This window comes from Phyllobacterium sp. YR620 (assembly GCF_900104165.1).
GTDB lineage: Bacteria > Pseudomonadota > Alphaproteobacteria > Rhizobiales > Rhizobiaceae > Phyllobacterium > Phyllobacterium pellucidum.
The window spans coordinates 249,227-271,703 of the sequence record NZ_FNJP01000002.1 but is presented as its reverse complement, the minus strand read 5'-3'; the positions used below and the strand labels follow the sequence as shown (position 1 = coordinate 271,703).

The 22,477-nt window shown below is 60.9% G+C and carries 16 protein-coding genes and 1 riboswitch; of the genes, 9 read left to right on the top strand and 7 right to left on the bottom strand.

The window, feature by feature from the left end:
• Window positions 1-45 precede the first annotated feature (45 nt).
• The 6 genes from hydA (at window position 46) to BLR72_RS08065 (ending at window position 6,150) form a co-directional block, all read left to right on the top strand.
• Complete coding sequence (hydA, locus tag BLR72_RS08090) at window positions 46-1,500, top strand: dihydropyrimidinase (protein ID WP_091947185.1); 1,455 nt, start codon at window positions 46-48, stop codon at window positions 1,498-1,500.
• On the top strand, window positions 1,500-2,339 hold the full coding sequence (locus tag BLR72_RS08085) for an ABC transporter ATP-binding protein (RefSeq protein WP_081815795.1): 840 nt from the start codon (window positions 1,500-1,502) through the stop codon (window positions 2,337-2,339). The genes hydA and BLR72_RS08085 overlap by 1 nt, the downstream gene beginning before the upstream one ends.
• Window positions 2,308-2,811, top strand: coding sequence for a GNAT family N-acetyltransferase (locus BLR72_RS08080; protein WP_244506658.1), 504 nt, complete (start codon window positions 2,308-2,310; stop codon window positions 2,809-2,811). Before BLR72_RS08085 ends, BLR72_RS08080 begins: the two co-directional genes overlap by 32 nt.
• Entirely contained in the window at window positions 2,808-3,683 is an 876-nt protein-coding gene (locus BLR72_RS08075) for an ABC transporter permease (RefSeq protein ID WP_091947183.1), read from the top strand. Before BLR72_RS08080 ends, BLR72_RS08075 begins: the two co-directional genes overlap by 4 nt.
• Window positions 3,684-4,035: 352 nt before the next feature.
• Window positions 4,036-5,136: an ABC transporter permease gene (locus BLR72_RS08070; RefSeq protein WP_175492313.1), complete on the top strand. Its 1,101-nt coding sequence runs from the start codon at window positions 4,036-4,038 to the stop codon at window positions 5,134-5,136.
• A gap of 27 nt (window positions 5,137-5,163) precedes the next feature.
• Window positions 5,164-6,150, top strand: coding sequence for an ABC transporter substrate-binding protein (locus BLR72_RS08065; RefSeq protein ID WP_091947177.1), 987 nt, complete (start codon window positions 5,164-5,166; stop codon window positions 6,148-6,150).
• A 40-nt stretch (window positions 6,151-6,190) separates the two neighbouring features.
• Here the strand turns inward: BLR72_RS08065 and ilvD are convergent, their stop codons facing one another.
• Together ilvD and BLR72_RS08055 are read right to left on the bottom strand one after the other, a co-directional pair.
• Window positions 6,191-8,044, bottom strand: coding sequence for a dihydroxy-acid dehydratase (gene ilvD / locus BLR72_RS08060; RefSeq protein WP_091947174.1), 1,854 nt, complete (start codon window positions 8,042-8,044; stop codon window positions 6,191-6,193).
• A gap of 164 nt (window positions 8,045-8,208) precedes the next feature.
• Window positions 8,209-8,445 carry an Lrp/AsnC ligand binding domain-containing protein gene (locus tag BLR72_RS08055; protein WP_027230775.1) on the bottom strand — a complete coding sequence of 79 codons (237 nt, stop codon included), beginning with the start codon at window positions 8,443-8,445 and terminating at the stop codon, window positions 8,209-8,211.
• Window positions 8,446-8,549: 104 nt separating this feature from the next.
• Window positions 8,550-8,636: riboswitch (glycine riboswitch) on the top strand.
• Window positions 8,637-8,843: 207 nt separating this feature from the next.
• Here BLR72_RS08055 and BLR72_RS08050 point away from each other — a divergent pair.
• The 3 genes from BLR72_RS08050 to BLR72_RS08040 all read left to right on the top strand — a co-directional run bounded on the left by BLR72_RS08050 (window position 8,844) and on the right by BLR72_RS08040 (window position 16,930).
• Window positions 8,844-10,118, top strand: coding sequence for a D-amino acid dehydrogenase (locus tag BLR72_RS08050; RefSeq protein ID WP_091947170.1), 1,275 nt, complete (start codon window positions 8,844-8,846; stop codon window positions 10,116-10,118).
• A gap of 282 nt (window positions 10,119-10,400) precedes the next feature.
• Window positions 10,401-12,329, top strand: coding sequence for an autotransporter assembly complex protein TamA (locus BLR72_RS08045; protein ID WP_051614680.1), 1,929 nt, complete (start codon window positions 10,401-10,403; stop codon window positions 12,327-12,329).
• Window positions 12,326-16,930 carry a translocation/assembly module TamB domain-containing protein gene (locus tag BLR72_RS08040; protein ID WP_091947168.1) on the top strand — a complete coding sequence of 1,535 codons (4,605 nt, stop codon included), beginning with the start codon at window positions 12,326-12,328 and terminating at the stop codon, window positions 16,928-16,930. Before BLR72_RS08045 ends, BLR72_RS08040 begins: the two co-directional genes overlap by 4 nt.
• Window positions 16,931-17,108: 178 nt before the next feature.
• On the opposite strand, the gene BLR72_RS08035 is transcribed toward BLR72_RS08040, so the two are convergent.
• The 5 genes from BLR72_RS08035 to BLR72_RS08015 are packed head-to-tail and all read right to left on the bottom strand — an operon-like array spanning window position 17,109 to window position 22,426.
• Entirely contained in the window at window positions 17,109-17,948 is an 840-nt protein-coding gene (locus BLR72_RS08035; RefSeq protein WP_091947166.1) for a fumarylacetoacetate hydrolase family protein, read from the bottom strand.
• 28 nt (window positions 17,949-17,976) lie between these two features.
• Window positions 17,977-18,729, bottom strand: a complete 753-nt coding sequence (locus tag BLR72_RS08030; protein ID WP_091947163.1) for an SDR family NAD(P)-dependent oxidoreductase — start codon at window positions 18,727-18,729, stop codon at window positions 17,977-17,979.
• 18 nt (window positions 18,730-18,747) lie between these two features.
• Window positions 18,748-20,550 (bottom strand): IlvD/Edd family dehydratase, encoded by a 1,803-nt coding sequence (locus BLR72_RS08025; RefSeq protein WP_091947160.1) that lies wholly within the window; start codon window positions 20,548-20,550, stop codon window positions 18,748-18,750.
• A 21-nt stretch (window positions 20,551-20,571) separates the two neighbouring features.
• Window positions 20,572-21,471 (bottom strand): carbohydrate ABC transporter permease, encoded by a 900-nt coding sequence (locus BLR72_RS08020; RefSeq protein WP_027230768.1) that lies wholly within the window; start codon window positions 21,469-21,471, stop codon window positions 20,572-20,574.
• Between the two features lie 22 nt (window positions 21,472-21,493).
• Window positions 21,494-22,426, bottom strand: a complete 933-nt coding sequence (locus tag BLR72_RS08015) for a carbohydrate ABC transporter permease (protein ID WP_027230767.1) — start codon at window positions 22,424-22,426, stop codon at window positions 21,494-21,496.
• Window positions 22,427-22,477: the final 51 nt, after the last annotated feature.

Sequence of the window (22,477 nt, the reverse complement as noted above, 5' to 3'; positions counted from 1 at the left end):
TCCAGGCAGGATTGTTCGGAAAAAACCAAAAAGGGGAACGGACACATGGCGACGAAAGTGATCAAGGGCGGTACCATCATCGCCGCGGATCGCACCTACAAGGCGGATGTGCTGATCGATGGCGATACCATCGCGGCGATTGGGCCTGACCTTTCAGGCGATGAGGTTATCGACGCCACAGGCTGCTATCTGATGCCGGGCGGCATTGACCCGCACACCCACCTCGAAATGCCGTTCATGGGTACCCATTCCTCCGATGATTTCGACACCGGCACGGCGGCGGCGCTTGCGGGCGGCACAACGATGGTGGTCGATTTCGTTCTGCCCGGGGCCGATGGACTGCTCGCCGCATTGCAGGACTGGTTCCAGAAGGCGGGCAAGGCGCGCACCGACTATTCCTTCCACATGGCGATCACGGGCTGGAACAAGCAGGTTTTCGATGAAATGCCGAAGGTGGTCGAGCGCGGCATCAATACCTTCAAGCACTTCATGGCCTATAAGGGCGCGCTGATGGTGGACGATGACGAGATGTTCGCCTCGTTCACGCGCTGCGCCGAGATCGGCGCCATGCCGCTGGTCCACGCCGAGAATGGCGACGTCGTCGCCCAGCTCCAGCAGAAGCTCCTGGCAGAAGGCAACAACGGACCCGAGGCGCATGCCTATTCGCGCCCGCCGGAAGTTGAAGGCGAGGCAGCCAACCGGGCCATCATGATCGCAGACCAGGCCGGTGTTCCGCTGTATATCGTCCACGTCTCCTGTGAGCAGGCACACGAAGCCATTCGCCGCGCCCGCCAGAAGGGAATGCGTGTCTACGGCGAACCCCTCATCCAGCATCTCGTCCTTGATGAAAGCGAGTACAAGAACGAGGATTGGGACTATGCGGCGCGGCGCGTCATGTCGCCGCCGTTCCGCGACAAGATCAACCAGAACGGGCTCTGGGCCGGGCTCGCATCAGGCAGCCTGCAGGTCGTTGCGACCGATCATTGCGCCTTCACCACCGAGCAGAAGCGTTTCGGCGTCGGCGATTTCACCAAGATTCCGAACGGTACCGGCGGACTTGAGGATCGCATGCCGGTGTTGTGGACGCGCGGCGTCCGCACCGGCCGGCTGACACCCAACGAGTTCGTCGCCGTCACCTCGACCAATATTGCGCAGATTCTCAACATCTATCCGCGTAAGGGCGCAATCCTTCCCGGTTCCGACGCGGACATCGTCATCTGGGATCCCGAGGCCAGCAAAGTCATTTCCGCCGCGTCGCAGAAGTCCGCCATCGATTACAATGTGTTCGAGGGCTTCGAGGTCACGGGTCTGCCGCGCATGACCCTGTCGCGCGGGCGCATCGCCTATAAGGACGGCGAAGTTGTTGCCCCGACGGGCAGCGGCCGTTTCGTCGAGCGTGAGGCCAACGCGCCTGCCAACCGCGCACTTTCCACTTGGAAGGAGTTGATGGCGCCGCGTAAGGTGGATCGCGATCCGAAGAACATTCCGGCGGGCGTCTGATGACAGTCGTCGCCCTTAGGCCCAAGGCGAAGACGATGTCCGAAGCGGCACCCAAGAATGTCATTGACGTCAAGGACCTGTCGCTGGTCTTCGAGACCAATGACGGCCCCGTAAATGCGCTCTCCCATATCGATCTTACGGTCAATGCCGGCGAGTTCGTGTCCTTCATCGGTCCGTCCGGCTGCGGCAAGACCACGCTTCTGCGTGTAATCGCCGATCTTGAGCAGCCGACATCGGGCAGCATAACCGTCAATGGCATGTCGCCTTCAGAAGCCCGCCAGAAGCGCGCCTATGGCTATGTATTCCAGGCGGCGGCGCTTTATCCCTGGCGCACCATCGGCGGCAATGTTTCGTTGCCGCTGGAAGTGATGGGCGTGCCGCGCGAGGAGCGCAGGCAGCGTATCGCCAAGAATCTCGACCTCGTGAATTTATCCGGCTTTGAGAAGAAGTTTCCCTGGCAATTATCGGGCGGCATGCAGCAGCGCGCTTCCATCGCCCGCGCCCTGTCTTTCGATCCGCATCTGCTTTTGATGGACGAACCCTTCGGCGCGCTCGACGAAATCGTCCGCGACCACCTCAACGAGGAGCTTCTCAAGCTGTGGGCGAAGACGCAGAAGACCGTCATCTTCGTTACCCATTCGATTCCCGAGGCAGTGTTCCTCTCGACGAAGATCGTCGTCATGAGCCCGCGCCCCGGCCGGATCCATGAGATAATCGATTGCGACCTCGGCAGCGAGCGTACGCTCGACATTCGCGAGACGCCGAAATTCCTCGAGATTGCCCACCGGGTACGGGAGGGGCTGCGCCATGGCCATTCCTACGACGAGGCGCATCTATGACGAGGGTCGCCTGATGATCATCCGGGCGGCCAGATTGCGCGACATGCCGGCCTGCGCGGATATCGTCAACACATGGATCGATGCGACCGACTGGATGCCGCGCGTGCATTCGCCTGATGAGGTGGCCGAATTCTATCGGGATACGGTTTTCGAACGCTTCGAGGTTTTCGTGGCCGACCGCGACGAACAAATCGCCGGCATGGTTGCGCTGGCGCCGGACAACATGGTGAGCGCGCTCTATGTCCACGCGGATGCGCGCCGGCAGGGCGTCGGCAAGGCACTGCTCGACCGCGCCAAGCGTGAGGCGACAGGTCCCGTGCAGCTCTGGACCTTCGTCGCCAACCGGGCAGCCCAGGCGTTCTACAAGCACGAAGGATTTATGGAAGTGCGGCGCACGGAGGGGGACAACGAGGAGCAGCTTCCCGATATCCTCTATGTCTGCCGTGTGGACGGGGTGAGAGCTACGCCATGAATTTCATCCGCAACAGTGTCATTCCGGTCTCGACGGTCCTCTTCGCCATACTGGTGCTCTGGTACGTATTCGCAGTCATTCTCAATGCGCCATTCGAGCGGGATCAGGCGGCGCGCGCCAATACGACCCTTTCGACGCAGCAACTCATCGCCAATACCATGGCGCAGGAGCGGCCCGTGCTGCCGGCGCCGCATCAGGTGGCAGCAGAAATACGCAAGACCGTCTTCGACATCAGCCCAACCTCGAAGCGCAGCCTCGTCTATCATGGCTGGATTACGCTTTCTTCGACCCTGCTCGGCTTCGCGCTTGGCACGCTGCTTGGCATCCTGCTGGCCATCGCCATCGTCCACTCGCGGACCCTTGACAAGAGCCTGATGCCGTGGATCATCACCTCGCAGACCGTGCCAATTCTCGCAATTGCGCCGATGATCATCGTGGTTCTCAATGCGGTCAACATTACCGGCCTGCTGCCCAAGGCGATGATCTCGACTTACCTCTCGTTCTTTCCCGTCGCTGTCGGCATGGTGAAGGGTTTGCGCTCGCCGGAGGTCATGCACCTCGACCTGATGCGCACCTATAACGCCTCGAAAATGCAGGTGTTCTGGAAACTCCGCTGGCCGGCTTCGATGCCCTACCTCTTCACCTCCATGAAGATCGCCGTCGCCATCAGCCTCGTTGGTGCAATCGTCGGTGAATTGCCCACGGGGGCCGTCGCCGGTATCGGCGCGAGGCTCCTGGCCGGCTCCTATTACGGGCAAACGGTGCAAATATGGGCGGCATTGATTGCGGCGGCGCTGATGGCAGCAGTGCTTGTCAGCCTGATCGGCCTGATCGCCACCCTGGTCAACCGGCGCATGGGGGTGCGGGCATGAGACTGGGCGGGACAAGCAGCGGGTCATCGCGCGGCGCCGCTTTTACCCTCCCCCAACGTGGGGCGGGTCGTCGCGCAGCGGCGCAGTGGGGGGCTCTGCCGCGATCGGCGGTCGATCATTGGTTGGGCCTTTCCCCCCACCCCGGATCTTCGATCCGACCCTCCCCACGCTGGGGGCGGGTGGGGCTGCGGCCTTGCTTCCAAACTCAAGGTGTAAACTTCCCTCCGGACGAAACAATCCACCTATCATCGGCGGGCGCCGTTCTTACCCTCCCCCGACGTGGGGGGGGTCGCCGCGCAGCGGCGGGGTGGGGGGCGAACCCACGGCCATGTTCCACAACTGGGGTGCGCGCATGAAGCGGTCGCCTCTCGCCATCCTCGCCTTCGTGCTTGCGGCTGCATCGCTGGTACTGCCGACCGGCGCGGACGGTCCGGGCACCCTTTTCTTCGTAGCGCCCGCCATCCTCTTCGCAACAGCGGCGGTTGGGCTCTTCGTGACCCCGTCTCTAGCCTCACTGGTTGCCTTGCTGGTTCTCGTCCATATCGCGGCGGCATGCCTCATCGCGCTCCTCGGCTCGTTCACGATAAGCGGTCCGGCGATTGGCTATGGCTGCATGGTGGTATCCGCCTGGCTCCTTGCCTGGCTCGCCGTCCAGCGACTTGCGGCGCTACGCCTCAAATCTGCCGGTGCGCAACGTTTCGTCAATCTCGCGCTGCCCGTCCTCTTCGGCGCCTGGCTGCTGATCCTCTGGGAGATCGTGGTGCGCGGCTTCGGCGTGCCGACCATTCTGCTGCCACCGCCCTCCATGATCGCCGGGCGCATTGCTGGCTCTGTCCCGACCCTTTGGGCAGACTTCCAGCAGACATTCCTCAAGGCCGCGATCGCCGGCTATGCCATCGGCTGCGGCTCCGGGTTCATTGCCGCCATCATCGTCGATCGCGTGCCGTTCCTGCGCAAGGGGCTCCTGCCGATCGGCAATCTGGTGGCCGCCCTTCCCGTCGTCGGCATCGCGCCCATTATGGTCATGTGGTTCGGGTCCTATTGGCAATCGAAGGCTGCGGTCGTCGTCATCATGACGTTCTTTCCGATGCTGGTGAATACTGTCGCGGGTCTCGCCGCCTCTGGCGCGATGGAACGCGACGTGATGCGCACCTATGGCTCCAATTATTGGCAGACCCTCGTCAAGCTGCGCCTGCCAGCGGCGATGCCTTTCATTTTCAATGCGTTGAAGATCAATTCGACCCTTGCGTTGATCGGCGCTATCGTTGCCGAATTCTTCGGCTCGCCCATCGTCGGCATGGGCTTTCGCATATCGGCCGAGGTTGGCCGCATGAATGTCGATATGGTGTGGGCCGAAATCTTCGTTGCGGCGCTCGCCGGATCGCTATCCTACGGACTGATTACACTTATCGAACGGGCCGTCACCTTCTGGCACCCGTCCTATCGCGCATAACAAACAAGAACAGAGGAGAACTGAAGCATGAAGAAAACGTTGGCACTCTCACTCGGCCTCGCCATGACCCTGATGGCCAGCTCGTCGCTTGCCGCGGACAAACTCGTCCTGCAGCTGAAATGGGTCACGCAGGGCCAGTTTGCCGGCTACTACGTCGCCAAGGATAAGGGCTTCTACGAGGAAGCCGGCCTCGACGTCGAGATCAAGCCGGGCGGACCCGATGTGGCGCCGCCCCAGGTCATCGCCGGCGGCGGCGCCGACGTGGTCGTCGATTGGATGCCTTCGGCGCTCGCAACCCGCGAGAAGGGTCTGCCTCTCGTCAATATCGCCCAGCCGTTCAAGCGCTCGGGCATGATGCTGACCTGCCGTAAGGAAACAGGGATTACCAAGCCGGAGGATTTCAAGGGCAAGACGCTCGGCGTGTGGTTCGGCGGCAACGAATATCCGTTCCTCTCCTGGATGAACCATCTCGGGCTCAAGACCGATGGTGGACCCGATGGCGTGACCGTTCTCAAGCAGGGTTTCAATGTCGATCCGCTGATCCAGAAGCAGGCCGACTGCATCTCGACCATGACCTACAACGAATATTGGCAGGTGATCGATGCCGGCATCCCGGCGGACCAGCTCGTCACATTCAAGTATGAGGACGAAAAGGTCGCGACGCTGGAAGATGGTCTCTACGTGCTGCAGAAGAGCCTCGACGATCCGAAGATGGTCGACAAGCTTGCCCGTTTCGTCAAGGCTTCGATGAAGGGCTGGGAGTATGCCCGCGCCAATCCGGATGAGGCTGCGACCATCGTCCTCGACAATGATGCAAGCGGCGCGCAGACCGAGAAGCACCAGAAGCGAATGGTCGCGGAGATCAACAAGCTGACGGAAGGCTCGACGGGTGTTCTCGACGTGGCTGCGGCCGAGCGGACGGTCGAAACACTGCTCGGCGGCGGTTCAGATCCGGTCATCACCAAGAAGCCGGAAGGCGCCTGGACCTCGAAGATCACCGACGCTGCAAAGTAACCGAAACGGCCCTCCGTGTTCGCGGAGGGCCGTCTACCGCCTAGTTCCAATCGTCGGGAATTTGCCGGACCGCACCGCGGGCAGCACTTGTCGCCATGGCGCCATAGGCGCGTAGCGCGGTCGTTACCTTGCGCTTGCGCTTTTCTGCAGGCTTCCAGGCGGCGGCGCCCTTGGCTTCCATATGGGCGCGGCGATCGGCAAGTAGAGCATCGTCCACCGCGAGGTGGATCTTGCGGTTCGGAATATCGATATCGATCATATCGCCCTCCTCGACGAGGCCGATCAATCCGCCCTCGGCGGCTTCCGGCGACACGTGTCCGATCGAAAGGCCGGAAGAACCGCCGGAGAAACGCCCGTCGGTGATCAGGGCGCAGGCCTTACCGAGACCCTTCGATTTCAGGTAGCTCGTCGGATAGAGCATTTCCTGCATGCCAGGTCCGCCGCGCGGGCCTTCATAGCGGATAAGCACGATGTCGCCTGGCTTGACGCCACCATTCAGGATGCCGAGAACTGCGCTGTCCTGGCTTTCGAATATGCGGGCCGGGCCGGAGAATTTCAGGATCGAATCGTCGACGCCCGCGGTCTTCACGATGCATCCGTCCTCGGCGAGGTTGCCGTAGAGAACCGCAAGGCCGCCATCCTTGGAATAGGCGTGCTCGGCGCTGCGGATCACACCCTTCTCGCGATCGAGATCGACCGTTTCGAAGCGGCGATCCTGGCTGAACGCGACTTGCGTCGGCACGCCGCCCGGCGCTGCCCGGAAGAAGTCGTGTACCGACTTGTTCGAGGTGCGGGCAATGTCCCAGCGGTCGAGAGCTGCGGCGAGATTGGCCGAATGCACGGAATAGACCGACGTGTCGAGGAGGCCTGCGCGATCGAGTTCGCCGAGAATGCCCATGATACCGCCGGCATGGTGCACGTCCTCCATGTGAACGTTGGCAACGGCAGGGGCGACCTTGCAAAGCACCGGCACGCGGCGCGAAAGCCGGTCGATGTCGCTCATGGTGAAATCCACCTCGGCCTCATGCGCCGCAGCAAGCAGGTGCAGAACCGTGTTGGTGGAACCGCCCATGGCGATATCGAGCGTCATCGCATTTTCGAAAGCGGCAAACGAGGCAACCGCGCGCGGCAAGACGGTTTCGTCGTCCTGTTCGTAGTAGCGACGAGCGAGATCGACGACGAGATGGCCGGCCTCGACGAAGAGGCGGCGGCGGTCCGCATGGGTGGCGAGCGTCGAACCATTGCCGGGCAGCGACAGGCCCAGCGCCTCGGTGAGGCAGTTCATCGAATTGGCGGTGAACATGCCGGAGCACGAACCGCAGGTCGGGCAGGCCGAGCGCTCGATGACCTGGACTTCCTCGTCGGAAATGCGGTCGTCGGCCGCCGCTACCATCGCATCGACGAGATCGAGCTTCTTTTCCTTGTCTCCCCAGACGACCTTGCCGGCTTCCATCGGGCCGCCGGAAACAAAGACGACCGGTATGTTGAGGCGCAGTGCGGCCATCAGCATGCCGGGGGTGATCTTGTCGCAATTGGAGATGCATACCATCGCATCGGCGCAATGGGCGTTGACCATATATTCGACGCTGTCGGCGATAATCTCGCGCGAAGGCAGTGAATAGAGCATTCCGTCATGGCCCATGGCGATGCCGTCATCGACAGCGATCGTATTGAATTCCTTGGCGACGCCGCCCGCACTTTCGATCTCGCGCGCAACGAGCTGGCCGAGATCCTTGAGATGGACGTGGCCGGGAACGAACTGTGTAAAGGAATTGACCACTGCAATAATCGGCTTGCCGAAATCCTCGTCCTTCATTCCGGTCGCGCGCCAGAGCCCGCGGGCACCAGCCATGTTGCGGCCATGTGTGGTTGTGCGTGAACGATAGGGGGGCATTTGGGATCATCCTGATGGCAGTGGTCGAAAAAGCATCTCTACAGACAAACAGAGCCAATGGCAAAATGGCATTTGTTTCCTGCGGGGCGTGCAAATTGTTGCATTTATTTCATAGTGGACTTCATCTCTGCCCGAAACGGGACGTAATGTCTCGGGGCTCGTATTCAAAACGCCGTGAAAGTCATCGTCGTCAAGGAACGGGCAATTCCCGGGATTCCGAGCACGTTGTCGTTGATGAACTTGCCGACGTCCTTGTCCTCGGCGATATAGATCTTTGCCAGGAGGTCATAATCGCCGCTTGTCGAATAAAGCTCCGATACGATTTCACGCTCGTAGAGGGCAGCTGCGACCTCATAGGTCTTGCCGGGGAAGCACTGCAGCTGCAGGAAGACGGGTTTCATTTATCTGCTCCGGTGGTCTGAACTGGTGCAATCAACATAATGGGTCCGGGCTTCGTTAGCCAGTTGTTCTCGTCTCGCGGTTGCGATATAAGCAGCCCGTTCGCACAGGCTATCTGGGAGAGACCGGTAAAACCGGCGCCGATGGAGCAACCGCCCCGGAAACTCTCAGGCAAAAGGACCAGACTAGCGTCGGACATCTGGAGAGTGGCGTGGCTTTGAAGGCCTCGCCCACCGAAGGAGAAAGCCCTGACCGGCGCAAGCCGGTAACGCAGCCGAGACAAGGGATGGCAAACATCCGGCAGGTGCGTAAGGGCCAAACTCTCAGGTCCCGTGACAGATGGGGTTTCGTGCCGCTCGCGGCGAAACTGGAACCATTTGTGCTGAAGGACTAAACTGCCATGACCTCGATCGCCATTATCGGCGCTGGTATTACCGGCGTTACCACCGCCTATGCGCTTGCCCGCCAAGGGCACACCGTCACCGTTTTCGACCGCAACCGCTACGCCGCGATGGAGACGTCGTTTGCCAATGGCGGCCAGCTTTCGGCATCGAACGCCGAAGTCTGGAACAGTTGGGGCACGGTGCTCAAGGGCATGAAGTGGATGCTGCGCAAGGATGCGCCGCTGCTCATGAATCCAAAGCCATCGTGGCACAAATATTCGTGGATGGCGGAGTTCGTCATGAACATTCCGCACTATGAGAAGAACACGATAGCGACAACCAGGCTCGCCATCGAGGCGCGCAAGCGCATGTTCGAAATCGCTGCCGAAGAGAAGATCGATTTTGACCTCGAGAAGCGCGGCATCCTGCATATCTATCGTTCGGAATATGGTTACGACCATGCCGTCAAGGTCAACAAGCTGCTTGAAGCAGGGGGCCTAGACCGCCGCTCGGTCACGAACGAGGAAATTCACCACATCGAACCAGCGCTCGACGGCACGTTCCACGGCGGCTTTTTCACTCCTTCGGATTCGACGGGCGACATCCACAAGTTCACCCGGGGCCTTGCCGAAGCATCGACGCGCCGTGGCGTTCGCTTCGTAGGCGACGCCAATGTGCAGACCCTCAGGCATGGGAAAGATGGCATCGCTGTTGCCTGGAACAGCGCCTCACAGGCGCTTTCGCCGGTCGAGAGCGAGCGCTTCGATGCGATCGTCATCTGTGCCGGTATTACCAGCCGCAAATTTGCCGCGCAGCTTGGCGACAGGGTCAACATCTATCCGGTCAAGGGATATTCGATCACCATCAACCTTGGCGACGAGGCAAGCCGTACGGCGGCGCCATGGGTGAGTTTGCTCGATGACGATGCTAAAATCGTCACCAGCCGCCTCGGCGCAGGACGGCTGCGTGTCGCCGGCACCGCCGAGTACAATGGCGAAAACCGTGACATCCGTCATGACCGCGTCAAGCCGCTGGTCGATTGGAGCCGCGATCTCTTCCCAGGCATGGATACGTCGAATGTGGTGCCGTGGGCCGGCCTTCGCCCGATGATGCCGAACATGATGCCGCGCGTCGGCAGCGGCAAGCGACCGGGTGTCTTCTACAATACGGGACATGGCCATCTCGGCTGGACGCTCTCGGCCGCAACCGCTGAGATCATTGCCGGTCATATCAGCGCGGCGATGCCGGCGGAAAAAGCCGGGCAATCGGAGTGGCTGGCCGCCGCGGAATAATTGAACTTGAGAAGCGCCCGCCTGACCGGCGCTTCGTCGTTCAAGCCGGTCTATTGCATTGCTCTAACAAAAAGTGATCCGCACCCGGCAGAGTTCTGTGTCGATATGGCCACAAGAAAACCCCTAGGCGCCCAGAGCGTGGTCTTAGCGGGTTGGCCCACCCTGACCGGCATGTTATCAATTTCTTAAGCTCGGGAGAGGATTTTTAACAATCCGTGGGGATGTGTCTCCATGCCTGCGGCGTAATGTGTGTCATTTTTTGAGTAAGGATTTTGCTGGTTGATGGAATTGAGGCGCCCACAGGCCAAGCTTTTCGGCGCCGCTTTGCTGGCCTTCACCGCGCTTGTTTCGCCGGCGCAGGCGTTTGACCTCTTCGGCATTCATCTTTGGGGCGAGCGCAAGACCGATGATGCGGATGCCGTCATTGCCGACCCGCACCGCTACAGCGTCGAAAATGCGCAAGGCGAGGACAAGGCGACAACCAAGCTCGTCGCGGGGGCATCGAGCCTTGTCGAGGATGAGGACAAGCCTGCCTCCGGGGCAGCGGGCCTGATCGCCAAGGCACGGGGAGACTACCGCCGCATTCTGGGCGCGCTTTATGCCGATGGCCGCTATGGCGGCACGATCAGCATCAAGATCGACGGCCGGGAGGCCGCGGATATTCCGCCGGATGCCGATTTGCCCAATCCTTCCACGGTCGTGATCGCCGTCGATCCCGGACCGCAATTTCTGTTTGCATCGACGCGCATAAAGAATATGGCGCCGCTGCCTATAGACCCCAAGGACGTCGTGGACAGGCCCGAAGATCAAGGCTTCGCACCCGGCGATGTTGCGACATCGACGGCGATCCTCAAGGCGGAACGCCTTGCGGTTGACGCATGGCGCGAACAGGGCCACCCCAAGGCCCGCATCGTATCGCGCGACGTCGTTGCCAATCACGATGACAACAGGATCGATGCCACCATTGATGTCGAGCCCGATCGCCGGGCCGCCTTCGGTCCTGTGACCGTGAGGGGTACCGAACGGATGGATCCGGAGTTCGTGGCCTTCATCACCGGATTGCAGCCGGGGGTGGAGTATGATCCGGACGAAATCGAGCGCGCCAAGAAGCGGCTCTCCCGCCTCGAAGTGTTCCGCTCCGCCCGCATTGAAGAAGCCGACGCGATCACACCTAACGGGCTGCTGCCGATCACCGTCGCCGTCCAGGAACAGAAGCTGCGCCGGTTCGGCCTCGGCGGCAGTTATTCGACGCTCGACGGCGCAGGTTTCGAGGCCTATTGGCTGCACCGCAATCTTTTCGGTCACGCCGAACGATTGCGCTTCGATGCGAAGATTGGCGGCATTGGTGGCCAGTCGTTCAACCCGCAGGACTATAATTATCTTCTTGGCGTGACCTTCACCAAGCCCGGCGTTTTCAATCCGGATACTGATTTCGTCACGTCGCTCATCGGCGAGCGCCAGGTTCTGGATGCCTATACGCAGACGTCGATTACGGCGCAGGGCGGGTTCACGCGGATTTTCTCCGATGAACTGACCGGCAAGATCATGGCCAACGTCGCGAAATCCCGTTTCGACGACGATTTTTTCGGCAAGCGTGATTTTCTGACGGCGGGCTTTATCGGTGGGCTCACCTATGACAGCCGTGACAACAAGGTCGATCCTTCGAAGGGATATTACCTCGAAGGGCTGATCACCCCCTTCTACGAGTTCGAATACGGCAATTTCGCCAGCAAGTTCACCGCTGAAGGCCGCACCTATTACAGTTTCGATGCCGACAAGCGCTTCATCCTGGCCGGACGCTTGAAGCTCGGCAGCATTGTCGGAGCCGACATCGCCGAATTGCCGCCAGACCAATTGTTCTTTGCCGGCGGCGGCGGCTCGATTCGCGGCTATGCTTATCGCAATGTCGGCGTGAACGTGACGCGCGACGGCGAGGATTTCGTCATTGGCGGGCGCTCGCTCGTCGAAAGCTCGGTCGAAGCGCGGGTACGCATGACCGATACGATCGGTGTCGTCGGCTTCGTCGATGCGGGCTATGTCGGCGAACAGTCCTATCCGGACTTTTCCGAACAGCTCCGTGTCGGCGTTGGCGCAGGCTTGCGCTACAATACAGGGCTTGGTCCGATCCGCCTCGACTTTGCGGTACCGCTCGACCGGACCCACGACGATCCAGATTTTGCTCTCTATGTTGGCATAGGACAAGCGTTTTGACCCGGTTCCTCGTAAGTCTCTTCCTGTTGCTTTTTGCAGCGCCGGCCCTGGCGCAGGATAGCGCCGAGGCAGAGAAGTCCTATTTCCTGAGCTTCGTTCAGAACCAGCTTTCAACTCCCAACCGGCAGATCGTCATTTCGGACATCCAGGGCGTGCTTTCCTCCGAAGCGAGCATCGGCAGCATAACGGTGGCTGACCGCGAAGGGGTCTGGCTCAAGATCACCAATGCCCGCATTGTCTGGAGCCGCCTTGCGCTTCTGAGAGGCCGGCTCGATATCAACACGCTTGCCGCCGACCGAATCGACGTCTTCCGCAAGCCGCTTCCCGACGACAGCTTGCCTTCGCCGGAAGCCAAGGGTTTCAGCCTGCCGGAACTACCGCTAGCTGTCATCCTCCAGGATCTGCAGGTGGCGCGCATTGCCTTCGGCGACGGTGTATTCGGGCTTCGGTCGGAAATCTCCATCGCGGGCAACCTGAAGCTTGAAAGTGGATCGCTTGATACGACGCTTGCCGTCAAACGCCTGGATGGGCCCGGCGGCGAGTTTAATATCAAGGCGGCGTATGCCAATCAGAGCCAGCAACTCGACCTCGATCTGACCTTGAACGAGCCGCAGAACGGCATCGTTGCCAACCTTCTTAATATTGAAGGCAGACCCCCCGTCGCGCTGGCGCTGAAAGGATCGGGCCCGGTAAGCGACCTTGCCCTGCAGTTGACGCTCGACGCGGCCGGCAAGCGCGTTCTCACCGGCGATACCAAATTCGACCGCCAGCCGGATGGCCTCGCCTTCAAGGCAACGATGAACGGCGAAATCGCCACGCTGGTGCCCCCCATCTTCCGTGATTTCTTCGGCAACGAGACCGCACTCGTCGTCAATGGCGTCGCCCGTGACGGTGGCGGTGTCGCGCTCGATCAGCTCAGCATCAGGAGCAATTCGCTCACGCTCAACGCCACTGGCGATACGACCGACGATCTCTTCCCGCGCCGCCTGAAGATCGATGGCACTATTGCCGATCCGTCCGGCAAGAAGGTGATCCTTCCGGTCAAAGGCGGGCAGACCACCGTCGACAAGGCCGTGCTTGCCGTCTCGTTCGGCGCCAGCGCCACCAACGACTGGACGAGCAGCATCGAGATCACCAACCTGACGACGGAGAGCTTTGCAGCGCGCAACGTCAATCTGCTTGGCAAGGGCATTGCCGAGAATCTCGACAGCCCGACCGCTCGGTCGCTCACCTTTGACGTAACGGGCGACGTTTCCGGCATTACCGCGACGCGCGCCGATGTTGCCGAAGCGCTCGGCGATAAGATCCAGCTCAAGATCAATGGCGACTGGAAGGCAGGTACCCCCGTTAACCTAAGCCAGGCTCTCATCGCGGCGAATGGATTCAGCGCTGACCTTGAAGGCACGATCCAGAATTTCGCCTACCAGGGCGATATTCTGGTCAAGGCATCGAGCCTTGCACCGTTCTCCGCCCTTGCCGGGCGTGACCTTGCCGGCTCGCTCGACCTCAAGGCCAATGGCTTGATCGAGATGTTGAAGGGCGGGTTCGATCTCATGCTCGACGGGCAGGCAACTGGCATGAAGCTCGGCATCGACGCTGCCGACAAGGTGCTTGCGGGCGAGACGCGCCTCACCGGCGGCCTTGCCCGCGGCGAAGCCGGTCTTAGCGCCAGGAACTTCCGCGTCGAGAATCCACAAACGCTTCTCACGGCCAACGGAACCTTCGCGACTGGCGCGGCGAACTTCGATTTCGGCCTCGATTTGAGCGATCTCGCCCTGCTTTCCGAAAAGACGAAGGGCGCTCTCAAGGTGAAGGGCAGCGCACGCGGCCAGGACAATATCATAGCGCTCGCCTTCAATGCCGGGGTGCCGCAAGGCGCGCTCTCGGGGCGCAAGCTGACCGATGGGGCCCTGACCTTCAATGGCACGCTGTTCAATGGCAATGTCGACGGCAGGGTTTCCGGTCTCGCCTTCCTCGACGACAAGCGGGCAGACCTCAGCACGAATATCGCAATCCGTGCTGACGAGAAGCGCTTGAGCGATATCCAATTCATCGCCGGCGGGACCAGGCTGCGCGGCGATGTTACGCAGAACCTGAAAGGGCTGCTGCAGGGCAATTTTACCCTTGCTTCGACGGATCTTTCGACGGCGGCGGCCCTGTTCCTCGTCAATGCCACCGGTAAGGCCGATGCAACGATTGCGCTTACCCACGATGACGAGAAACAGAATGTCGAGGTCAAGGGGCAGGTCAACGGTCTGAAGGCCAATGACATCCGCGTCGGCAAGGCAGCGATCGCCCTGACAGCGCAGGACATTTTCAAAGTTCCGTCAGCCAATGGTTCGGTGACCGCGACTGATGTATCGGCGGCCGGCATCGACATCACGGTGGCTGAAGCGCGTGCCATGCAGTCGGGCCAAACGACCAATTTCGTTGTTGGCGCAAGTCTCGCCAACAGCGCGCACATCGCCACGACCGGCGCACTGCAACCCACGGACAAAGGTTTCCAGTTGTCGCTTGCCAAGGCTGAGCTCACGCGCGGCGACGTCGCTGCGAGGCTGACCGCACCGGCCGCGATCAATGTGGCTGGCAGCAATATTTCCTTTGGCGATATCCTGCTCGATATTGACGGGGGCAAGGTCACCGTCAGCGGTGATGTTGCCGAAACGCTGAGCTTGACCGTCGCCGCACAGCGATTGCCGCTCAGCATCGCCAATCTGATCAAGCCCGACCTTGGGCTCGGTGGCGAGATCAACGGCCAGGCCCGGATCGGCGGCACACGCCAGAAACCCGATGTGAATTTCGATGTGCAGGCACGCGGCATTACTGCTGCCGCGCTGAAGCTGGCTGGTGTCGATACCGTCAATGTCGATGCCAAGGGGACCTCGACCACCGACCAGTTGAACGTCGACGCACATGTGACCGGCGCCGGCGGTATCGATGCGTCGGCAAAAGGCTCCGTTCCGCTTGCCGGTGGCCAGCTCGGCGTTGATTTCAACCTGCGCAGCCTGCCGCTGCGGGCGCTCAACGGCGTCGTCCGGGACCAGAATCTTGGCGGCGATATCTCGGGCAGCGGCCGTGTCACCGGCACATTGAGCCGGCCCGATGTGGAGTTCAACCTGAAGGGGGCCGGCCTTACCGCACGTCCCCTGCAGGACAACGGACTGGCGCCATTGCAGCTTGCCGCCGCGGGCCGTTTTGCCAACAACGTGCTGAACCTTTCTTCCGCCAAGGTGGACGGGCCGCAAGGACTGACCGTATCGGCCGACGGCAATGTTCCGCTGTCCGGATCTGGTCTCGGCGTCAACGTCACCGGCCGGATTCCGCTTTCGCTGGTCAATCGCTCACTCGCCGAGCGCGGGACGCAGGCCAAGGGCACCATTGAAGTGTCCGCCGCTGTTTCGGGAAGCTTCAGCCAGCCGCAGATTCGCGGCAACTTCTCCGCCAATGGCGCCGAGGTGCTCGACCCGCAGACGAATCTTCGGCTGCAACGCATTACGTTGCTTGGCGATATGGCGGGAACAACGGTGACGATCCGCACCTTCAACGCCGCGCTTTCGACCGGCGGCTCTATCAGCGCCAGCGGCACGATTTCGACGGACGCTGCGGCAAACTTCCCCGCCAATATCGATATCCGGCTGGATAAGGCGCGCTATGTCGACGACGACCTGCTCGTTGCGACCGTTACGGGCGCGCTTACAGTCCGCGGTCCGCTCACCCGCGATCCGGTCATTGCCGGCAACATCGATGTCAATCGTGCCGAGATCACCGTGCCGGAAAACTTCGGCGGTTCTGCCGCAATGATCGATGTGCGCCACAAGGACCCGTCGAAGGCGGTGGTGAAAACGTTGCGCCGCGCCGGTGTCGACGGAACGCGGAAGGCTGGCGCATCGACGGCGCGGCCGAGCATCGTTCGTCTCGATATCAACGTGAACGCGCCGAACAAGATCTTCATTCGCGGTCGCGGCCTCGATGCCGAAATCGGCGGTTCGGTGCGCCTGACTGGTCCTGCCACCGATATCCAGCCGGTCGGCGCATTCGATCTCATCCGCGGCCGGCTTGGCATTCTTGGCCAGCGCATCACCTTTACCGAGGGCCAGGTCACGCTCGTCGGCGATCTCGACCCCGAAATAAACTTTGTTGCAACAACCCAAGGGTCCGACATTACCGTCAATGTCATGGTGAGGGGCCGGGTATCCGACCTCAAGATCACCTTCTCGTCGCAGCCGGAACTGCCGCAGGACGAGGTTCTTGCCCGTTTGATATTCAAGCGCTCCATCGGCGAATTGTCGCCGCTGCAGGTGGCGCGCCTCGCTGCTGCCGCGGCGGAACTCGCCGGCGGTCAGCGTTCGTCGCTGCTCGATAATCTGCGCAAGAGTACGGGCCTTGATGATCTCGACGTCGTTACCGACGCCAAGGGCAATACCGGCGTGCGCGCCGGGCGCTATATCCGCGACAATGTCTACCTCGGCGTCGAGGCGGGTTCGGGTGGATCAAGCAAGGGTACGGTCAATCTCGACATCACGCCGAACTTAAAGGCGCGAGGCTCCGTCGGTGCTGACGGCGATTCGGGCGCAGGACTGTTCTACGAAAAGGACTATTGAGGGCTGGTTAGCCGGAGAGGCGAGGCTTCCGTCTTGGCGGTGAGTGGCGGCGCCGGCGCTGCCGTCATCCTCGGGCCCTTGTCCCGAGGATCCATGCCACTGGCTGAACCACGATGCAAAGAGTGGATGCTCGGGACAAGAGACCGAGGATCGATGCGAGAAGCGACGATCCGCCGAACTAACCCTGGACGACCTTCTGGTGCTGTTCGCCGAGGCCTTCGATCCCGAGCGCAATCACGTCTCCGGCCTTGAGAAACACGTTCGGCTTCTGGCCGAGGCCGACGCCGGGCGGCGTGCCGGTCGAAATGATGTCGCCCGGATGCAGGCTCATGAACTGCGACAGGTACGCGACGAGGTATTTGACGCCGTAGACCATCGTCGCCGAGGAACCGTCCTGGTAGCGGTGGCCGTTGACATCGAGCCACATCTTGAGGTTCTGCGGATCGGCGACTTCGTCCTTGGTGACGAGCCAGGGACCGGTCGGGCCGAACGTGTCGCAGCTCTTGCCCTTCGTCCATTGGCCCTGACGCTCGGCCTGGAACGCCCGCTCGGACACGTCGTTGATCAGGCAATAGCCGGCAACGTAATCAAGAGCCTCATCCTCGCTCACATATTTCGCGTGCTTGCCGATGACGACGCCAAGCTCGACCTCCCAGTCGGTCTTTTCCGAGCCGCGCGGAATCTCGACATCGTCGTTCGGACCGACGATCGCCGACGTCGCCTTCATGAAGATGATCGGTTCGGGCGGCACCTTGGCGCCGGTCTCGGCAGCGTGATCGGAATAGTTGAGACCGATGCAGATGAATTTGCCCGTTCCCGCCACACAAGGGCCAAAGCGGTCGGCCTCGACCAACGGCAGCGAGGCCGGATCAAGCGCGGCAAGCTTCTTCAGGCCTTCCGGTGATATGGCATCGCCGCCGATATCCTTCACGTGGGCAGAAAGATCGCGGACCTTGCCGTCCTTGTCGACAAGGCCCGGCTTTTCCTGGCCCGCAGGACCATAGCGCAAGAGTTTCATGGTTTTACCTTTTCCTGACTGGAGGGCGTCAATAGGTGGCGCGGCCACCCGAAATATCGAATACGGCGCCCGTGGTGAACGAGCATTCCTCGCTCGCGATCCATGTGATCAGCGAGGCAAGTTCATCGACCTTGCCAAAACGCTGCATCGGGATCTTCGAAAGCATATAGTCGATGAAACTCGGTTGCAGTTGCTGGAGGATCGGCGTGTCGACCGTCGCTGGCGTGATCGCATTGACGGTAATGCCGTTCTGGACCAGCTCCTTGCCGAGCGATTTGGTGAGACCGATCACAGCCGCCTTGGAAGCGCTGTAGGCGGAGGCATTGGGGTTGCCCTCCTTGCCGGCGATCGAGGCGACATTGACGATGCGACCATAGCCGTTCTTCTGCATGATCGGAACGACGAAGCGGTTGCAATAGAAGAGCCCGTTGACGTTGATGTCGAAGACACGCTTCCATGCGTCGATCGGGTAATCGGCGACCTTGGCATTGGGACCGGTAATGCCGGCAGAGCAGATCAACACGTCAATCTTGCCGAACTTCTCTGCCGTCGACTTTGCAGCCGCTGCCACTTCGTCTGGAGCCGAGACGTCCACCCTGATACCGTGGGCGCCATCGCCGAGCGCCGCCCGGGCTTCTTCTATCTTGCCGGCGTCGACATCCCACAGGCTGACCGTGCCGCCCTCCGAGACAATGCGCGCGGCCGTGGTCAAGCCTATGCCCGAAGCGCCGCCGGTAATGACCGCATGCCGCCCTTCATAGCGCCTTATTGCATTCGCCATGGTGTCCTCCCTGGACGCTCAGTGGTTGTCGCGCGGCAACCCCTTCGTCTGGGCAATGCGCTGGTAATTGACCGCGGGCTTCAGCACCATGCCTTCATCGAGCTGACCGACCATGCCGCGCTGGATTTCCTGCCAGGGCGTCTGGCTCGCCGGATATTTGTATCCGCCGGCCGCCTTCAGGTCGTCCTTGCGCTTCTGCAGTTCCTCGTCGTCGATAAGGATATCGGCCGTGCCCTTGAGGAGATCGATACGTAGATGATCGCCGGAGCGTACCAGTGCGAGCCCGCCGTTTACCGCCGCTTCCGGGGAAGCATTGAGGATGGATGGCGAGCCGGACGTTCCGGACTGGCGGCCATCGCCAAGACACGGGAGCGCGTGAATTCCCTTTTTCAGCAGATAGGCCGGTGGCTGCATGTTCACGACTTCAGCCGCTCCCGGATAGCCGATAGGCCCGGTACCGCGCATGATCAGGATGCTGTGCTCGTCGAGCGCGAGCTTCGGATCGTCGATGCGATGGTGATAGTCCTCGGGACCTTCGAATACCTCGGCGATGCCTTCGAAAGCTTCCGGATCATCCGGATTGGATAGATAGCGCTCACGAAATTCTTCCGAGATCACACTGGTCTTCATGATGGCGCTGTCGAAGAGATTGCCCTTGAGATTGATGAACCCGGCCTTCTTCTTGAGCGGCGCTTCGAACGGCTTGATCACCTCGGTATTCAGGTTCTCGGCATTCTCGCAATTGCTGCCGATGCTCTTGCCGTTGACGGTCAGCGCGCCGGGATGCGGCAGCTTGCCTGCCTTCATCAGTTCCGCGACGACTGCCGGAACGCCGCCCGCCCTGTGGTAGTCCTCGCCGAGATATTCACCGGCGGGCTGCAGGTTGACGAGCAGCGGAACGTCGTGGCCGAGTGTCTGCCAGTCGTCATTGTCGAGCGGAACGTCGAGGTGGCGGGCAATTGCGTTCAAGTGGATCGGGGCATTGGTGGAACCGCCGATGGCCGAATTGATGACGATGGCATTCTCGAAAGCCTGCCGCGTCATGATATCGGAGGGCTTCAGGTCCTCGCGCACCATCTCAACGATGCGCTTGCCGGTATCGTAGGAGATCTGGCCGCGCTCGCGATATGGCGCGGGAATTGCCGCACAACCGGGGAGTTCCATGCCGAGCGCCTCGGCGAGCGAGTTCATCGTGGTCGCTGTACCCATCGTATTGCAATAACCAACGGACGGCGCCGACGAGGCCACGATGTCCATGAACTCGTTGTAGTCGATTTCGCCCTCGGCGAGCTTCTCGCGCGATTTCCAGACGATGGTTCCAGAACCTGTGCGCTCGCCGCGATGCCAGCCGTTGAGCATGGGGCCAACAGAGAGCGCAATCGCAGGAATGTTGACCGTTGCGGCGCCCATCAGCATGGCGGGCGTGGTCTTGTCGCAGCCGATGGTAAGGACGACGCCATCGAGCGGGTAGCCGAAAAGCACTTCGACGAGGCCGAGATAGGCGAGGTTGCGGTCGAGCGCAGCGCCCGGACGCTTGCCGGTCTCCTGAATCGGATGCACCGGAAATTCGAAGGGAATGCCGCCGGCCGCAATGATGCCGTCGCGCACGCGCTTGGCGAGTTCGATATGGTGGCGGTTACAGGGCGAAAGATCGGAGCCAGTCTGGGCAATGCCGATGATCGGCTTGCCCGACTGCAGTTCCTCGCGGGTCAGGCCATAGTTCAAATAGCGTTCGAGATAGAGCGCGGTCATCCCCGGATTGTCGGGATTATCCCACCATTCCTGCGAACGGAGCTTTTTCGGGGTGCTGGACGTCGTCATTTTGAAAGAACTCCTGGTGAGTTACTCCTTGACCGCGCCGGTCATGGAGGAAACGTAATAGTCAACGAAGAACGAGTAGAGAATGACGACGGGCAGCGACCCGAAAAGGGCGCCCGCCATCAGTGATCCCCACTCGAAGACATCGCCTCGAACCAGCTCCGTCAGGACACCGACTGGGACAGTCTTGTTTTCCGAGGATTGGATGAAGGTGAGTGCATAGATGAACTCATTCCACGACAATGTGAAGGCAAAAATGCCCGCCGAGATCATTCCCGGCACTGCCAGCGGCAATATGACCCTGACGAGGATCTGCCAGCGGGACGCGCCATCGACGAGCGCGCTCTCTTCGAGCTCGAAGGGTATGGAGCGGAAATAGCCCATGAGCAGCCAGGTGCAGAAAGGAATGAGGAATGTCGGATAGGTGAAGATCAGGGCCCAGCGCGTGTCGTAGATGCCGAACTTGAAGACGATAACGGCAAGGGGAATAAAGAGGATCGAAGGCGGAACCAGGTAGGCAAGGAAGATCATCAGGCCCACCGAACGCGACCCCGAAAACCGGATGCGTTCGATGGCATAGGCGGCGAAGACCGAAGCGGCGAGTGAAAGGAAGGTTGCGCATACGGAAATCACCACCGTGTTCCACAGCCAGCCTGGATAGGAGGTCTCGAATAAGAGGTACTTGATGTGGTCGAGCGTCGGGCCGACCACCCAGAACGGGCTGAAATTGCTGTAGTCGGTCAGCTGCGAATTCGGCTTCACCGCGGTGATCGCCATCCAGTAGAACGGGAAAAGCAGCACGAAGACGAAGACCGCAAGCGGCAGGTACAGCACCACAATGCGTCGCGGCAGGCGATTGAGATAGCTCATGCCCTGCGCATCGTCGGTAAGCGGTTGGGCGTTGCTCTGTTCGGTAATGCTCATGATGCTGTCCTCCTTGTTCCGCTCAATCCTGTCCGCCCTGTTGCCACTTGCGGCGCTGCAGGCCGAAGAAGCTGAACAGGATCGAGGCAAGCAGGAACGGGATCATGGCAACCGCAATCGCGGCTCCTTCGCCGAGCTGGCCGCCGGGGATGCCGCGCTGGAACGACAGGGTCGCCATAAGGTGCGTGGCATTGACCGGGCCGCCCTTGGTCAGAACGTAGATCAGCTGAAAATCGGTGAAGGTAAAGAGCACCGAGAAGGTCATCACCACCGCGATGATTGGCGTCAGCATGGGCAGTGTGATGAAGCGGAAACGCTGCCACGGCGTTGCCCCATCGAGCGAAGCCGCCTCGTGCAGCGACTGCGGGATCGTCTGCAAGCCGGCAAGCAGCGAGATGGCGACGAAGGGAATGCCGCGCCAGACATTGGCGGCGATCACGGAAGCGCGCGCATTGTTGGGTTCGCCGAGGAAGTTGATCGGGGTGTCGATCCAGCCGAGCTGCATGAGCGACCAGGATATGATCGAGAACTGCGCATCGTAGATCCACCAGAAGGCGAGGGCGGAAAGGACGGTCGGCACGACCCAGGGCAGAAGGATGATTGCCCGGAAAAACGACTTGAACGGCAGGTTCTCGTTGAGAATGAGTGCGAGCCACAGGCCAAGGATGAATTTCAGGATCGAGGCGAAGAGCGTGTAGAAGACGGTGTTGCTGACGGCCATCCAGAACACCGAGTCGCCCGCCAGCGCCTCGTAGTTTTCAAGGCCGATGAAGACGCCGTCGCGCCCGATCTTCGCATCGGTGAAGCCGAGCCAGACCCCGAGGCCGAGCGGATAGGTCAGAAAGCACAGGAGAAAGACCGCTGCAGGCAGCATGAACAGTGCGCCGATGGCGGTATTGCTGCGCGCGAAGGAGCGGAAGGCGGATTCCTGCTTTGCGGTTTGCGTCATTGTCATCGGAAGTCTCCGGTTTCCTCGTCAGCGCTGGAGGATCTTCCGCCGCGCTGG